The following is a 14,119-nucleotide window of genomic DNA, read 5'->3' as shown; positions in this document are numbered from 1 at the left end:
GGCCGCCTGCCGCTCGCCGCCCGGCACGCCGAGAGCACGCCCAGACGCCGCCCGGCCCGCCCTCCGGGCGGACGACGGGACTTTCGCAACACACCCTAGAAGGGGTAGGCCGCCACGTCGCCGCGTACCGTCGTCCAGCGCACGTCGGTGAAGGCCTCCACGTTGGCCTCGCCGCCGAAGCGGGCGCCGGTGCCGGACGCAGCGATACCGCCGAAGGGCGCCACGGCCTCGTCGTTCACCGTCTGGTCGTTGATGTGGACGATGCCGGTCGGGATGCGCTCGGCGAGGTCGAGGCCGCGGGCCGTGTCACGGGTGACGATGCCGAGCGACAGGCCGTACTCGCCGGCCGCGGCGAGGGCCGCCGCCTCGTCGGCGGTGGCGAAGGACCGTACCGGCGCGACCGGGCCGAAGACCTCCTCGGCGTAGGCCGGGGTCTGGTCGTCGACGCCCGCGAGGACCGTCGGCCGGTAGAAGAGCCGGTCGTGGGTGCCGCCCGCGGCCAGCTTGGCACCCCGGGAGGTGCTGGCGTCGACCAGCCCGCGCACCTTGGTGAGCTGGGCGTCGTCGATGATCGGGCCGAGGTGGACCTGCTCGCGGTGCGGGTCGCCCACGGCGAGCAAGTCGGCCTTGGCCGCCAGCCGCTCGACGTAGTCCTCGTACAGCGACTGGTGGACCAGGTGGCGGCCGGTCGTCATGCAGATCTGGCCCTGGTGGAAGAACGAGCCCCAGGCCGCCGTGGAGATCACCGCGTCGATGTCGGCGTCCTCGAGGACGACCAGGGCGGAGTTGCCGCCGAGTTCCAGGTGGACGCGCTTGAGGTGGCGTCCGGCGGCCTCGCCGACCGCGCGGCCGGCCGCGGTGGAGCCGGTGAAGGAGATGACCGGCACCAGCGGGTCGGCGACCAGGGCCTGGCCGACGTCCGGACCGCCGGGCAGCACATGGAGGAGTCCGTCCGGCAGGCCCGCCTCCGCGAGGACCGCGGCCAGGGCCAGACCGCCGCACACCGCCGTGCGCGGGTCCGGCTTCAGCACGACCGCGTTGCCGAGCGCGAGGGCCGGGGCGACGGAGCGGATGGAGAGGATCAGCGGGGCGTTGAACGGCGCGATCACGCCGACCACACCGACCGGGACCCGCCGGGTGTACGACAGCCTCGGCGCCTCGCTGGGCAGGATCTGTCCGGCCGGCCGGGAGGCGATCGCGGCGGCCTCGTAGCACTCCTGGGCGGCGACATGCAGTTCGAAGTCCGCCTTGCCGGGGATGGAGCCCGACTCACGGACGATCCAGTCGCGCAGTTCGTCGGCGTGCGCGGCGAACAGGTCACCGGCCTTGCGCAGGACCGCGGCGCGTACGAAGTGGGGGGCGCGGGCCCACTCGGCCTGGGCGGCGCGGGCGGCCTCGGCGGCCGGGGCGACGTCCTGGGCCGAGGCGAGGGTGACGGTGGCGAGGGTGTCCCCGGTGGCGGGCTCCGTCACGGCGTACTCGGGCCCCGAGAGGGGGCGGGACTGCCAGGTCTTCGGGTCGAGCAACGGCATGGCGGCTCTCCGTTTCGTCACCGGCGGGACTCAGGCCATGAGCGGAAGTCCCGAGTAGTTGGCGGCCAGTTCGGCCGCCGCGTGGCGGGACGCGGTGATACGGCGCAACCGTGCGAGCTGCAGCCGGCTCTCGAACGCGTCCCCATCTGGTTGAGCGTGCAACATCTTAGTCATGTCGTACGAGAATCGCGTGGCCTGCCACACCCGTGCGAGGCACACGTCCGAATAGCCGTCGAGGAGTCGCTCGGATCCGCTGCGGTGCAGTTCGACGAAGGCCCGGGCCAGGACGCGGACGTCGGAGACGGCGAGGTTGAGGCCCTTGGCGCCGGTCGGCGGCACGATGTGGGCGGCGTCCCCGGCGAGCAGCAGACGGCCGTGGCGCATCGGCTCGTGGACATAGCTGCGCATCGGTGTCACGGCCTTGGCGGTGATGGGGCCGCGGCGCAGCGTCCAGTCGGCGTCGATGGCGAAGCGGGCGGCGAGCTCGTCCCAGATGCGGTCGTCGGGCCAGTCGTCGGGGACGGTGCCGTTCGGGACCTGGAGGTAGAGACGGGAGACATGGGCCGAGCGCATGCTGTGCAGGGCGAAGCCCTTCTCCCCGCGCGCGTAGATGAGCTCCTCGCAGGACGGCGCCACGTCGGCGAGGACGCCGAGCCAGGAGTACGGGTAGTCGTGCGCGTGCGAGCGGCCGACCTCGGCCGGGAGGGTGTCGCGGGAGATGCCGTGGAAGCCGTCGCAGCCGACCACCCAGTCGCAGTCCAGGGTGTGTTCGCGGCCCTCGTGCAGAAACCGTACGACGGGGGACGCGCTCTCCGCCTTCTCGATCGCGATCGCCTCCGCCTCGAACAACAGCGTTGGCCCGTCGGCCAGTTGGAGGGCGACGAGATCCTTCACGATCTCGGTCTGGGCGTAGATGGTGACGGTCCGGCCGCCGGTGAGGGTGGGGAAGTCGATGTGGTGGCGTTCGCGGTCGAAGCGCAGCTCGATGCCCTGGTGGACCAGCCCCTCGGCGTTGAGCCGCTCGGCGGCGTCGGCCTCGCGCAGGGCGTCGACCGTGCCCTGCTCCAGCATCCCGGCGCGCTGGCGCTGCTCGACGTACTCCCGCGTCCGCGCCTCCAGGACGACGCAGTCGATGCCGGCGCGGTGCAGCAGCCGGGCCAGGAGCAGCCCGGCGGGGCCGCCGCCGATGATGCCGACCTTGGTGCGCATGCCCGCCTCCCGGGATTCAGCTGGAGTCGCGGTGGACCACCGTGGCTCCGAGCACCTTGTGCGTCTCGGGCGCGGCACCGGGGTTGCGGACCGCGCGGTCGACCAGTTCGGCGAGGTCACGGCCGGACGGCAGCTCGATGTGGACCGTGCTCAGCCGGGGCCGCAGGAGCCTGCCGAGCATGAGGTCGTCGGCGCCGATGACGGCCGTGTCCTCCGGGATGCGCACCCCGGCGTCCTGCAGGGCGCGCATGAGCAGCATCGCGTATTCGTCGTTGTACGCGAACACGGCGTCCAGGTCGAGTTCGCGCCAGCGGGCGGCGAGGCGGGCCGCGGACTCCTCCTCGTAGGCGAGGGGCAGCTCGGTGACGGTCGCCTCGGTGTCCTCCGCCGCGCCACGCACACCTGCGAGGCGGGGCAGGGAGAAGGCCTCCAGCCCGTCCTCCTCGGGCACCACCACGCCGATACGGCGCCTGCCGCGGTCGTGGAGGTGGGCGCCGGCGCAGTGGCCGACGGCCTGGTGGTCCATGAGCAGGGCGTGGGCGCCGTCGACGGACTCGGGGCCGAGGGTGACCACCGCCCGGGCGCCGGAGCGCTTGAGCACCGTGACGCCCTGCGGGCCGAGGGCGCCGGCGCCGGGCACCAGGACGGCGACCGGGCGCAGTTCGGCCCAGGCACGGGCGGCCTCGTCACCGTGCAGGCCGACGCTGCCGTACTGGACGACGGTGTAGTCGAGACGGCCGAGTTCCCACTGGAGTTCGCTGATGAACTGGCTGTAGAGCGGCCCCACCGGGAAGGTCGGCGCGGGCATCAGGACCATGCGGCTGTGTCCGGCGCGCAGGCTGCGGGCGGCGGCGTGCGGCACGTACCCGAGCTCCTTGGCGGCCTCGTGGACCCGGCGGCGGGTGGGTTCGCTGATCCGTACGGCGCTGGTGTTGTTGAGCACGTAGGAGACGGTCGCGCGCGAGACCCCGGCCAGGCGGGCCACATCGGCGCTCGTGGGCACGGGGCGGGGTGCCGGGGACGAGGGCGCGGGTGTTTTCGGTATCTGCACCATGACGTACGGCATCTTCGCAGAACCTGTGGCCGAGGCCACATTCGGGGTGCTCCGAGGATGGTGCTCAGCCGCTCGGCGGCTCCGTGCGGGTCACGCGGGCGACCAGGTCCACCCAGCCCGCCTCGAGCCGCTCCATGGGCATTCCGCACTGCCGGGTCAGATGGTGGACGAGCGCGGGGTCGAGGTAGCTCAGCAGGGTCTGGGTGAGCAGTTCGCAGTCGGCGTCCGGCACGATCCCGCGCAGCAGCAGCAGGATGTGGGTGTGCAGCGCCCGCATCGACGGGTGGGAGAACCGGCGGGTCGGCTCCGGCTGGGCGGCGAGCTGCAGATCCAGCTGCTCCACCGAGCGGTACAGCACCGCCACACCGAACGCCCGCAACCGGTCGAGGGGCGGCGCGCCGGGGCCCAGCGGCGGAGGTCCGCCGAGGAAGTCGGCCTGCAGCTTCTTCGCCGAGTGGTCGAGCAGCGCCGTCAGCAGGCCGGTGCGGTCCCCGAAGCGCCGGAAGACGGTCCCCTTGCCCACCTCGGCCGCGGCGGCCACCGCCTCCATCGTGACCCCCGCCACCCCGTGCTCGGCTATCAGCCGGGCGGCCGCGTCCAGCAGCCGGGCCCGGTTGCGGGCGGCGTCGGCGCGCAGGCACGGCTCGTCCACGGCGGAGCCGAGCTGCAGCAACTCGGCCTCCCCGAAGGGCTCCTGGGGCCTCGGGAAGGGCGGAAGGGAGGCGGACATGAAGACAGCGTAAAGCATCGGGAACAAAACTGGACCGCGGTCCGGTTAGGGTGCTAGAACAATAAACGGACCCCGGTCCGGATTATGACAGCAGTGTTTCAGCACTTTGGAGTTCGCATGTCTGTTCGTATCCTCGCGCTCGTCGGCAGTCTTCGCGCCGGTTCGCACAACCGCCAGCTCGCCGAGGCGGCCGTCAAGTTCGCGCCCGAGGGTGCGGACGTCGAGATCTTCGAGGGCCTCGCCGAGATCCCGTTCTACAACGAGGACATCGACGTCGAGGGCGACGTCCCGGCCGCCGCCGCCAAGCTGCGCGCCGCCGCCCAGGCGGCCGACGGCTTCCTGTTCTTCTCCCCCGAGTACAACGGCACCATCCCGGCCGTCCTGAAGAACGCGATCGACTGGCTGTCCCGTCCGTACGGCGCCGGCGCCTTCGGCGGCAAGCCCGCCGCCGTGGTCGGCACCGCGTTCGGCCAGTTCGGTGGCGTGTGGGCGCAGGACGAGACCCGCAAGGCCCTGGGCATCGCCGGCGCCAAGGTCCTCGAGGACGTCAAGCTCTCCATCCCCGGCTCCGTGGTCCGCTTCGCGGAGACCCACCCGGCCGACGACGCCGAGGTGGCCGCCCAGCTCACCGAGGTGATCGCCGGTCTGCACGGCCACGTGGGCGAGGCCGCCGCCGCCTGACCGGTGCGGACCTGACCCCATGGAGGGCCGGAGCCCGATGGCTCCGGCCCTCTCCATGTCTCACGCGACCGCCGCCGCGGCCGGCCGGCCCGACGGCGCCGAGCCCTTCCAGGTGGTGTCCCGGCACACCACGGCCGCGGCGCCCCGTCCGACCTCAGTCCAGTTCGGCGAGGCGCGGCACCAGCGGCGCGACGAACCGCTCCATCCACCCCGAGGTCTCGCCGAGCCGAGGCGAGAGGATCAGGGTGTCGATGCCGAGCCCCGTGTAGCCCGCGACGTCCTTGAGGACCTCCTCGACGTCCCCCTCGTTCGCCGCCTCGCTGAAGTAGGTGACCGTCTTGCGGACGTCCGCGTAGTCGCGTCCCTCGGTCGCGCAGTGGCCGCGCAGCACGTCGAGCTTGTGGCGGACCTCCTCCGGCGAGGTCGCGAAGAGGTTGCACGCGTCGCCGTGGCGGGCCACCAGACGCAGGGTCTTCTTCTCCCCTCCCCCGCCGATCATGATCTCGGGGCGCGGGCTGCTGACCGGCGCCGGCACGCAGAGGGTCTCGGCGAGCCGGTAGTACTTACCCTCGAAGGGGCCGTTGGCCTCGGGGTCCCACATCTGCAGACAGATCCGCAGGGCCTCCTCCAGCCGCTCGAACCGCTCGGCCAGCGGCGGGAACGGCACGCCGAGTCCCTCGTGCTCACGGTCGTACCAGGCCGCCCCGAGGCCGAGGGTGGCACGCCCGCCGGACAGCACGTCGAGAGTGGTGGCGATCTTGGCCAGCAGACCGGGATGGCGGTACGTCACTCCGGTCACCAGCGCGCCCAGACGGACCGTGGAGGTGTGGGCGGCGAGGTAGGAGAGGGTGCTGTAGGCCTCCAGCATGGGGTCCTCGGCGCCGCCGTTGAACTCCATCTGGAAGTAGTGGTCCATCACCGACAGCCAGCTGACTCCGGCGGCCTCCGCCGCGGCACCGGCGGCGGCCAGTTCGGCCCCGAGCGCGGGCCCGCCCCCGCTGTGGTTGAACCGGTTGATGTGTACGCCTACCCGCATGCTGCTCTCCGTTCCGCCACACCCATGCCTTCCCCGCAGACGCTAGGCGTTGGAGCGCTCTCGAAGTCAAGGGTTCGCGGCACGGTCGGACGTCAGACGGTGGGCTCCGCCTCGGGCGTGTCCACCGCTTCCTGCCGCTCGCGCCCCTCCTGCCCCTTCGAGGCGCGCAGGCTGGTGATCGTGGTGACCGTGAGGACCAGCACGATGAAGCCCAGGATGATCGACAGGCCGTAGCTGAGGTGGACCAGCCGCCGAGACGATCGCCGCACCGGCCGCGATGAAGCCGGCCCGCAGCACGAGCGCCACCAGGACGCCGACCGTCAGCACCCGCTGCCGGCACTGCGAGGGCACCGCGAACTTGCCCATGATCAGCACGAAGACGAAGAGGTTGTCGACGCTCAGCGACTTCTCGGTGATGTACCCGGCGAAGAACTCACCGGTGGGTCCCGCGAAGAAGTCGACCGCGACCAGTGCGCAGAGTGCCGGTGGGGGGCTCGACAGCGATGTCGTCACATGTGATCCTTTCCACCCCTCACAGGCGAACAAAGGGTCACGACCTGGTACAGGAGTGAGGGTCGCGGGCCGGTGCGGGCACGGCCACCCGCCGAACGGCGGGCAGGTTCCGCCGGACGGCGGCGGTCCGGCGCGGGGCGGATGCGCGGATCATGTCGGACCAGAGCCGCCGCGCCCCGCGTGAGGAGAAGCCATGTCGCAGATTCCGCCCCCGTTCGACCCAGAGCTCGCCGCCGCCCTGGAACTGGTCAACCAGGTCGTACAGCCCGGCCTCACCCTCGACGAGATCGACCTGGTGCGCCAGGGCCCCGGCATCGAGATGCTGGCCGACCTCGACGTGACCCTCGACGGGTTCTACGAGGTCGAGGACCGGACCGTGCCCGGCCCGGAGAACGCCCCCGACATCTCGCTGCTGATCGCCCGTCCCGCCGCGGGCGCGGCCCCGCGGCCCGTGATCTACCACGTCCACGGCGGCGGCATGATCCTGGGCAACAACCGGGTCGGCGTGGACGTACCGCTGGCCTGGGGCAAGGAGCTCGACGCGGTCGTGGTCTCGGTCGAGTACCGGCTGGCGCCGGAGCACCCGCACCCGGCGCCGATCGAGGACGTGTACGCCGGTCTGGTGTGGACGGCCGAACACGCCGAGGAGTTCGGCGGCGACCCCGAGCGGATCGTGATCGCGGGCGCCAGCGCGGGCGGCGGGCTCAGCGCCGCGCTCGCCCTGCTCACCCGCGACCGCAAGGGTCCGCGTCCGATCGGGCAGGTGCTGATGTGCCCGATGCTGGACGACCGCAACGACACTCCGTCCTCCCACCAGATGGCGGGGCTCGGCGTCTGGGACCGCACGGCCAACGAGACCGGCTGGACGGCGCTGCTCGGCGCGGAGCGCGGCGGCCCGGACGTGTCGCCGTACGCAGCAGCCGCCCGCGCCGAGGACCTGACCGGTCTGCCCCCGGCCTTCCTCGACGTGGGTTCCGCGGAGACCTTCCGCGACGAGGTCGTCGCCTACGCCTCCCGGATCTGGCAGTCCGGCGGAATCGCCGAGCTCCACGTCTGGCCCGGCGGCTTCCACGGCTTCGACGGCTTCGCCCCGCAGGCGGCCCTGTCCCAGTCGTCACGGGCGGCACATCTGAACTGGCTGCGGCGGCTGCTCGACGCATGACGGTACGGCCATGAGGAGGGGAGCCCGCCGGTTCGCGCTCGGCACACCGACGACGTGCCGACCGGCGGGTGCCCGGTGAAGTGAGGCGATACGGAACCGGACTCCCCATCGCGGGGCCGCATACCGCACCATGTGCGTATGAAAGAGCTGGCGGGACGGCTGACCGCGCTGGACCCGGATGCCGGGGCCGCGGTGCAGGTCATCTCCTACTTCGACCGGCTGGCCGAGACACGGGCCGGTCTCGAGGCGCTGGTGCGCGGGGCCGCCGTGCTGGCCGGATGCCCGGCGCGGCTGGTCGACACGGGCCGGCGGGTACGGCTGCGGGTCGAGCCGGACGGGGTCCGCAGGGACTCCGACACCCCGCCGGACGCGGACTGGCCCTGTGCGGCGCTGGAGCCCGGCGGCGAGCCGTCGCTGTGGCTGGAGCGGGCGGAGACCGGGCCGAACGTGGTCGACGCGGTGATCCTCGAACGGGCCGCCGGTGCGATACGGCTGGTCCTGGACCGCACCCGGGGCCGCGCCCCCGCCTCCCCCGCCGACGATCCGGCGCTGGTGGAGACCCTGCTGGACGCCTCGGTGCCCGAACCGACGCGGCTGCACGCGGTTCGTGCGCTCGGCATCGTCCCCACGGCACGGGTACGGGCCCTCGCCTCGGGGGACGACCGGCCCCGCATCGCGGTCGACCTCGGCGCCCTTCCCCCCGGCCGCCTCGGAGTGGGGCCCGCCGTCCCGGTGCCGGACCTCCCGCGGTCCTGGGCGGCGGCGCGCACGGCCCTGCGGTTCACCGCCGAGGGCACCGCGCAGGACCCCGGCCCGCGGGTGGTGTACGCCGACGAGCTGGGCGGGATCGCGCTGCTCGCGGATCTCGTCGTACCGGGTGCCGAGCCGCCGCCCGACGTACGGGCGCTGGAGGCGGCCACGGCGGCGGTGCCCGGTCTGCTGGCGACGCTGCACGCGGTCGCCTCGACGGCGAGCCAGCGGGCGGCGGCGGCCGAGATCAACGTGCACCACTCCACGCTCCAGGACCGTCTGACCCAGGCCGAGCATCTGCTGGGCTGGCCGCTGCGCACGCCACAGGGCCGGCTCAGGCTTCAACTGGCCCTGACCATGCGACACCTGGCCCGGCCGTGACCGACCTCATCCGAACTCGTGCACGACCTGGATCTCGCCGACGAGATGGGCGTTGAACTCGTCCAGCTCCTCGGCGGGCACCCAGAGTTCGAGGATCGTCTCACCGCCCGCCCGCCGCACCGGATAGCGGCCGAGGAACTCCGTGTCCACCTCGAAGCGGGTGACGAAACCGGCACCGTCGTGCTTCACGTTCCAGTCGCGGGCGATCTTGACGGCGTACTCCTCGTTGAGGACGGGGTAGAAGATCGGCTGCTCGGGCAGCCGCGGCGGCCAGGCACGCCAGCCGAGCTCCCGGACCAGGTCCAGCTCCGCGGGGCCGGTCGGGCGCCACAGGGTCGTCGTCGGTCGCGGGGTGGTCATGGTGTTCGCCTCCGGGAGGACCGGCCGCCGGCGCGGTCGATCGGGAGTCCGGACGGTACCGGCCCGACGGGCGTGCCCGCCAAGGGGTTTCGGTCGGCTAGGGCGTGTTGCGCCCGGCAGGCGGGACTTTCGCAACACGCCCTAGCGGAGGGCGAAGGACGCGCGGTGCCGCCATTCGGTGCCGGTGTGGACGACCAGGTCGACCGTCGGCACCCGGGCGGTGATCGGCAGACCCGGCCGGAGGTCCGCTTCGAGCCGGTCGAGGACCGTCTCGTCCTGGCCCTGGGCGACCGTCAGATGCGGGTGGGGTTCGTACTTGCCGCCGTACGGCGGGGCTTGAGGCCAGCGTTCCACGATCGAGTCGGTGAGCCGGCGGAAGGGGGCGTCCGGGGCCGGGGCGAGATAGAGCACGCCGGGGAAGCGGCCGCACTCCTCGAACCGCACGTCGAAGGAGCGGTGGCGTCCGATGATCTCGTCCAGGGTGGCGCAGGTGCCGTCGTCGACGAGGGACGCGTGCAGGAAGGGGAACAGCACGGTGACATGGGCGGGGACACCGGCCCGGGCGGCGGGGTCGTAGCGCTCCCGCGCGGCCCGGACCGCGGGTTCGGCCTCCGGCACGGGCACGACCAGTGCCGTCTGGCCGGCCTTGAAGATTTCGGATGTGTCGTCTGCCATGCCATGGGTGTACCAGCCGGATCACGGCGACGACGACAGGACATGACCCGCACACGCGGCGTGAGCGCTTCGGCCGATGTCTTCAGAGCTCACCGGCCGTCGAGCGCCGCTGGTTCATCAGGGCGAGCGCCGCGTCCGCCGCCGCGGTGACGATGCCGGCGGTGGCGCCCTCCGCCCCGGCGACATCGGTCATCAGCCGGACGTCCTTGCGGAGCAGGGGGCCCGCATGGGCGGCGATGCGGTCCAGGGTGGCGCCGGCGGAGGCGACGCGGTCCAGGGCGAAGCTGGCCGCGCTGCCCCTGCCGAGGATCAGGGCGAGCGCGGCGGGGTCGACGGCGAGGTCGCGGCCGAGGGCGAGGGTGTCGGCGGCCGTCGCCAGGTTGGCCGTGAACAGCAGGTTGTTGAGGAGCTTCGCCACCTGTCCGGTGCCCAGCGGGCCGGTGTGGACGACGGGATCGCCGTAGGTGGCGAACACCGGACGGCAGTAGGCGACCGTGCCGGGCTCGCCCCCGACCATGACGACCAGCCTGCCCTCGGCGGCCCGTGGACCTCCCCCGCTGACGGGGGCGTCGACCAGGGTGACGCCATGGGTGCGGGCCCGGTCCGCGAGACGGCGGCAGGTGTCGGGGTGGACGGTGCTGTGCACGGCGATCACCCCGCCCCTGCGCAAGCCGGACAGGACGCCGTGCTCACCGGTGAGGACCTCCTCGACGTCCGCGTCGTCCACCACGCAGACACAGACCAGGTCGCTGACCGAGGCGAGGTCCGCGGGCGACGCGGCGCGCTTCGCGGGGGTGTCGGCGAAGGGCACGAGGGTGGCGGGGCGACGGGCCCACAGGGTCGTCTCATGGCCCGCTTCGATGATCCTGCGGGCCATGGGAGCGCCCTGGCTGCCCAGACCGATGAATCCGACGCGTATCACGTCGCCTCCTGCTCGACGGGATCGGGGGCCGCCGCCGGTTCCGGGGCGGAAGGCCTCGGGCGCCAGAAGGTGGCGAGCAGACCGGCGGTCGCCACGACGGCTACACCGAGTGCGATCCCGCCGCCCGCCCAGCCGGTCACCTCGATGCCGGCCGCCTCGTCCACGGAGGCGCCGCCGGGTCCGAGCACGGCCAGCGCCAGTGCGACGACGGAGAGTGTGAGGACGTACTCGTAGCCCTCCTTGAACACGAAGAACCCGTTGGGGCGGTGGGCGAGCAGACCCGCGACCAGCATCACCGAGATCACGGCCGCGCAGGCCAGCGGGGTGAGCAGGCCGGCCAGCAGCAGGACGCCCGCGCCGATCTCGGTGAGCACGCTGAGCCACGCCTGCAGGATGCCGTGGGTGAGGCCGAGGCCGGTGAACCAGCGGGCCGTGCCCGCGATACGGCCTCCGCCGCGCCAGTGGTTGCAGCCGTGCGCGATCATGACGACGCCCAGGACCAGACGCAGCAGAGCCGCGACGGCATCCGTTTCGTTCATCCCGCTCTCCCTTGTCGTGGAGGCGCGGCGAGGTGGGCCTCCCGGATCACCGCGCACTCCTCCGCGAATGACAGCACTCTCAGGTGGTAGGCCCGGGCCGCATGCCCGAGGCTCAGATTGTGCCCACTGTCGGGCTGTTCATTGACGCGTACGCGAGGGGACGCGGTGAAGAGCGAGGCGATGTCGGCCAGGGCCTCGGGCCCGGAGCTCCAGACCTCCTCGTGGTCGCCGAGGCTGAACTGCACGGGCACCCGCACACGGCCCGCCAACTCCGGGAACTCGTAACGCCATGCACGGGCGGCGGACTCGTACGCGGGCGAGGCGGCGGCGATGCCGGCGCCGCCGAGGACGTCGGACGGGTACAGGTGCCCCGGTCCCCACAGGGCTTCACGGAGCCGGGCACGGGCCCGGCCCTGCGGGCGCAGATCCTCGTCGCCGCCCTCCAGGAAGCCGACGGAACGCGGGTGGTGGTGGCGCCCGGTGCCGGCGATCTCCAGGCCGAGCAGCCCGGTTCCGCGCGGGTGGGCGGCCATGCGGACGGCGAGTTCGCTGCCCGCGGAGTGGGCCATGAGGAAGACGCCCGCACCGACGGGGCGGGACGCGAGCAGGCGGTCCAGCGCCGCGTGGGTGAGGTCGACCCGCCTCGCGGGATCGGTGAGTCGGGCGGCGTGGCGCAGGGAGGCGCCGTAGCCCGGACGGTCCAGGGCGATGACGCCGAAGCCGAGGGCGGCGGCGGTGCGGAGCAGGGAGAGGCGCGGGTGGTCGGGGCAGTCGAAGTACGTCGAGGTGGTGCCGCCGCCGTGCAGAGCGAGGACGACGGCCCGTGGGTCGCGTACCCAACTCGCCCTGTACGACAGGGAGATGCCGTCGACCTCGACGGCGCCGGGCACGATGTCGTGGTGGCTGTCGGTCACGTGTCCGTCCTGAGGAGAAGGACCCCGCTGGGTGCGAGACCGCCGGTGCTGACCACGGCGACCCGGACTCCGGAAACCTGGCGGTCCCCGCCCTCGCCCCGCAGTTGGACGATCGCCTCGTGGACGAGACCCATGCCGTGGGTGCGGCCGTGGGAGAGCTGACCGCCATGGGTGTTGAGGGGCAGTACGCCGTCCCGGGCGATGTTCTTCCCGCCGTCCAGGAAGTCCTTCCCCTCGCCGATGCCGCAGAAGCCCAACGCCTCTATCCAGGACAGGCAGTTGAAGGTGAAGCCGTCGTAGAGCTGGGCGACGTCGACGTCCTCGGGGCGCAGGGTGGTGCGGGTCCACAGGTGGGCGGACTGGCCGAGCACCTGGGGTTCATGGGTGAGGGTGGACTGGTCCCACTCGATGCGTTCGGTGATCCGGGTGCCGACGGCCTCCACGAGGACCGGTGGCTTGGCGAGGTCGCGGGCGGTTTCGACGGCCGAGACGACGACGGCGACGGCTCCGTCGCAGGGGACGTCGCAGTCGTAGAGGCCGAAGGGTGTGGTGATGGGGCGGGCCTGGAGGTAGTCGTCCATCGTCAGTGGGTCGCGGTAGATGGCGGTGGGGTTGAGGGCAGCGTTGGCGCGCTGGTTCAGCGCGATCCAGCCGAGGGTCTCGCGGGTGGTGCCATAGCGGTGGAAGTGGCGCTGGGCGTTCTGGGCGAGGGTGTGGGCGGCGGAGATCGCACCGAAGGGCTTGAGCCAGCCGGCGTCGGAGGCGGGGACCGTGATCCTGCCCTGTCTGACCAGCTCGCCGTAGCTGGCCTCCCAGAGGGTGCGGAAGCAGAGCACATGGCGGGCGAGGCCGCCGGCCACCGCGAGCATCGCCGCGATCAGGGAGCCTCCGGGGCCGAAGGTCTCCCCGCCGCCGTTGTACCAGGTGGGACGGATACCGAGGGCCGACTCCAGTGCCGTGACACCGCCTTCGGCGAAGCCGCCGTACGCCCCGGCGCCCGGGTAGGTGGCCAGGCCGTCGATGTCGTCGAGGGTGAGACCGGCGTCGGCGACCGCGGCCTCGCAGGCCTCCACGGTGAGGGAGAGCGGGGGGACCATCAGCCGGCGGCCGAGGCGTGAGGCGCCGATGCCGGTGAGGGCGGCTCTGTCCTCGAATTTCTGCCGGGTGACCATCGGTGGTATGTGACATAGCACTGATCCCGGCCCCACCTCGTCCTCGGGCAGTGCCGCCGGCTCGCCCTGCTCGGCCGTCGGGCGGAACAGGGGCAGCCAGACGTCACCCGCCTCCTCGAAGACCACCTCCATCCGCATACCGAGGGCGAGTTCGTCCGGCTCGCACTCGACGGCGTTGGTGGTGAGGCGGACGCGCGGGTCCTCCTCCAGAGCGACCTGGGCGACGACGTACGGCGCGGGAAGCCCGGGAAGGCTGAAGCGGTGGCTGACGGTGAAGCCGATGAGGGTCGCGTGGCCGGAGACGGCCCGTACGCCCATGGTCCGGCCGCGGCAGTACCGGCAGACCGGCTGGGGCGGGTGGATCAGGGCCGTGCACGAGGTGCACTCCTGGATGCGCAGTGTGCCGTCCGCCCCTGACGTCCAGTAGAACTCGTTCTGTTCGGTGATCAGGGGCAGGGGGCGCCCCGGCGCTGCGGCCACCGCTCACTC

At 72.7% G+C, this 14,119-nt stretch carries 15 protein-coding genes and 1 pseudogene; 3 read left to right on the top strand and 13 right to left on the bottom strand.

The annotated features are described in order from the left end of the window. Positions 1-95 precede the first annotated feature (95 nt). From ABZT17_RS37690 to ABZT17_RS37675, 4 genes are read right to left on the bottom strand one after another with little or no spacing between them, the layout of a single operon-like run. Positions 96-1,532 (bottom strand): aldehyde dehydrogenase family protein, encoded by a 1,437-nt coding sequence (locus ABZT17_RS37690; protein ID WP_356356002.1) that lies wholly within the window; start codon positions 1,530-1,532, stop codon positions 96-98. Positions 1,533-1,562: 30 nt separating this feature from the next. After that, positions 1,563-2,741: a 4-hydroxybenzoate 3-monooxygenase gene (locus ABZT17_RS37685; protein WP_356356000.1), complete on the bottom strand. Its 1,179-nt coding sequence runs from the start codon at positions 2,739-2,741 to the stop codon at positions 1,563-1,565. A gap of 16 nt (positions 2,742-2,757) precedes the next feature. After that, positions 2,758-3,807 (bottom strand): LacI family DNA-binding transcriptional regulator, encoded by a 1,050-nt coding sequence (locus ABZT17_RS37680; protein ID WP_356355999.1) that lies wholly within the window; start codon positions 3,805-3,807, stop codon positions 2,758-2,760. Positions 3,808-3,859: 52 nt separating this feature from the next. Continuing rightward, the gene (locus tag ABZT17_RS37675) at positions 3,860-4,543 is read right to left on the bottom strand and encodes a TetR/AcrR family transcriptional regulator (protein ID WP_356355998.1); all 684 of its coding nucleotides are present in this window, start codon (positions 4,541-4,543) and stop codon (positions 3,860-3,862) included. A 99-nt stretch (positions 4,544-4,642) separates the two neighbouring features. Between ABZT17_RS37675 and ABZT17_RS37670 the strand changes: the two genes are divergently transcribed. Next, a complete protein-coding gene (locus ABZT17_RS37670; protein WP_356355996.1) occupies positions 4,643-5,206 on the top strand; it encodes an NAD(P)H-dependent oxidoreductase in 564 nt (187 codons plus the stop codon). A gap of 154 nt (positions 5,207-5,360) precedes the next feature. Here the strand turns inward: ABZT17_RS37670 and ABZT17_RS37665 are convergent, their stop codons facing one another. From ABZT17_RS37665 to ABZT17_RS37655, 3 genes and pseudogenes are all read right to left on the bottom strand, one after another. Further along, the gene (locus ABZT17_RS37665) at positions 5,361-6,242 is read right to left on the bottom strand and encodes an LLM class F420-dependent oxidoreductase (RefSeq protein ID WP_356355994.1); all 882 of its coding nucleotides are present in this window, start codon (positions 6,240-6,242) and stop codon (positions 5,361-5,363) included. Between the two features lie 92 nt (positions 6,243-6,334). Then, positions 6,335-6,511, bottom strand: a complete 177-nt coding sequence (locus ABZT17_RS37660; protein WP_356356006.1) for a hypothetical protein — start codon at positions 6,509-6,511, stop codon at positions 6,335-6,337. Beyond that, a pseudogene (locus ABZT17_RS37655) lies at positions 6,495-6,713 on the bottom strand (TerC family protein); the annotation flags it as partial. The pseudogene ABZT17_RS37655 and the gene ABZT17_RS37660, both read right to left, overlap by 17 nt. 235 nt (positions 6,714-6,948) lie before the next feature. Here ABZT17_RS37655 and ABZT17_RS37650 point away from each other — a divergent pair. Both ABZT17_RS37650 and ABZT17_RS37645 read left to right on the top strand, forming a co-directional pair. Then, positions 6,949-7,917 (top strand): alpha/beta hydrolase, encoded by a 969-nt coding sequence (locus ABZT17_RS37650; RefSeq protein ID WP_356355992.1) that lies wholly within the window; start codon positions 6,949-6,951, stop codon positions 7,915-7,917. 138 nt (positions 7,918-8,055) lie between these two features. Continuing rightward, positions 8,056-9,048 carry a helix-turn-helix domain-containing protein gene (locus tag ABZT17_RS37645; protein ID WP_356355990.1) on the top strand — a complete coding sequence of 331 codons (993 nt, stop codon included), beginning with the start codon at positions 8,056-8,058 and terminating at the stop codon, positions 9,046-9,048. 6 nt (positions 9,049-9,054) lie between these two features. Here ABZT17_RS37645 and ABZT17_RS37640 read toward each other — a convergent pair whose 3' ends face one another. The 6 genes from ABZT17_RS37640 to ABZT17_RS37615 all read right to left on the bottom strand — a co-directional run bounded on the left by ABZT17_RS37640 (position 9,055) and on the right by ABZT17_RS37615 (position 14,110). Then, on the bottom strand, positions 9,055-9,408 hold the full coding sequence (locus ABZT17_RS37640) for a hypothetical protein (RefSeq protein ID WP_356355988.1): 354 nt from the start codon (positions 9,406-9,408) through the stop codon (positions 9,055-9,057). A 141-nt stretch (positions 9,409-9,549) separates the two neighbouring features. After that, positions 9,550-10,083, bottom strand: a complete 534-nt coding sequence (locus ABZT17_RS37635; RefSeq protein WP_356355987.1) for a 2'-5' RNA ligase family protein — start codon at positions 10,081-10,083, stop codon at positions 9,550-9,552. A gap of 82 nt (positions 10,084-10,165) precedes the next feature. Beyond that, positions 10,166-11,005 (bottom strand): NAD(P)-dependent oxidoreductase, encoded by an 840-nt coding sequence (locus ABZT17_RS37630; protein WP_356355985.1) that lies wholly within the window; start codon positions 11,003-11,005, stop codon positions 10,166-10,168. Further along, a complete protein-coding gene (locus ABZT17_RS37625; RefSeq protein WP_356355983.1) occupies positions 11,002-11,544 on the bottom strand; it encodes a DoxX family protein in 543 nt (180 codons plus the stop codon). The genes ABZT17_RS37630 and ABZT17_RS37625 overlap by 4 nt, the downstream gene beginning before the upstream one ends. Beyond that, the gene (locus ABZT17_RS37620) at positions 11,541-12,458 is read right to left on the bottom strand and encodes an alpha/beta fold hydrolase (RefSeq protein WP_356355981.1); all 918 of its coding nucleotides are present in this window, start codon (positions 12,456-12,458) and stop codon (positions 11,541-11,543) included. The genes ABZT17_RS37625 and ABZT17_RS37620 overlap by 4 nt, the downstream gene beginning before the upstream one ends. Next, positions 12,455-14,110 carry an OB-fold domain-containing protein gene (locus ABZT17_RS37615; protein WP_356355979.1) on the bottom strand — a complete coding sequence of 552 codons (1,656 nt, stop codon included), beginning with the start codon at positions 14,108-14,110 and terminating at the stop codon, positions 12,455-12,457. Before ABZT17_RS37615 ends, ABZT17_RS37620 begins: the two co-directional genes overlap by 4 nt. Positions 14,111-14,119 lie beyond the last annotated feature (9 nt).

Source organism: Streptomyces sp. NPDC005648, assembly GCF_040605395.1.
Lineage (GTDB): Bacteria > Actinomycetota > Actinomycetes > Streptomycetales > Streptomycetaceae > Streptomyces.
This window is presented reverse-complemented; position numbering and strand designations above follow the sequence as displayed.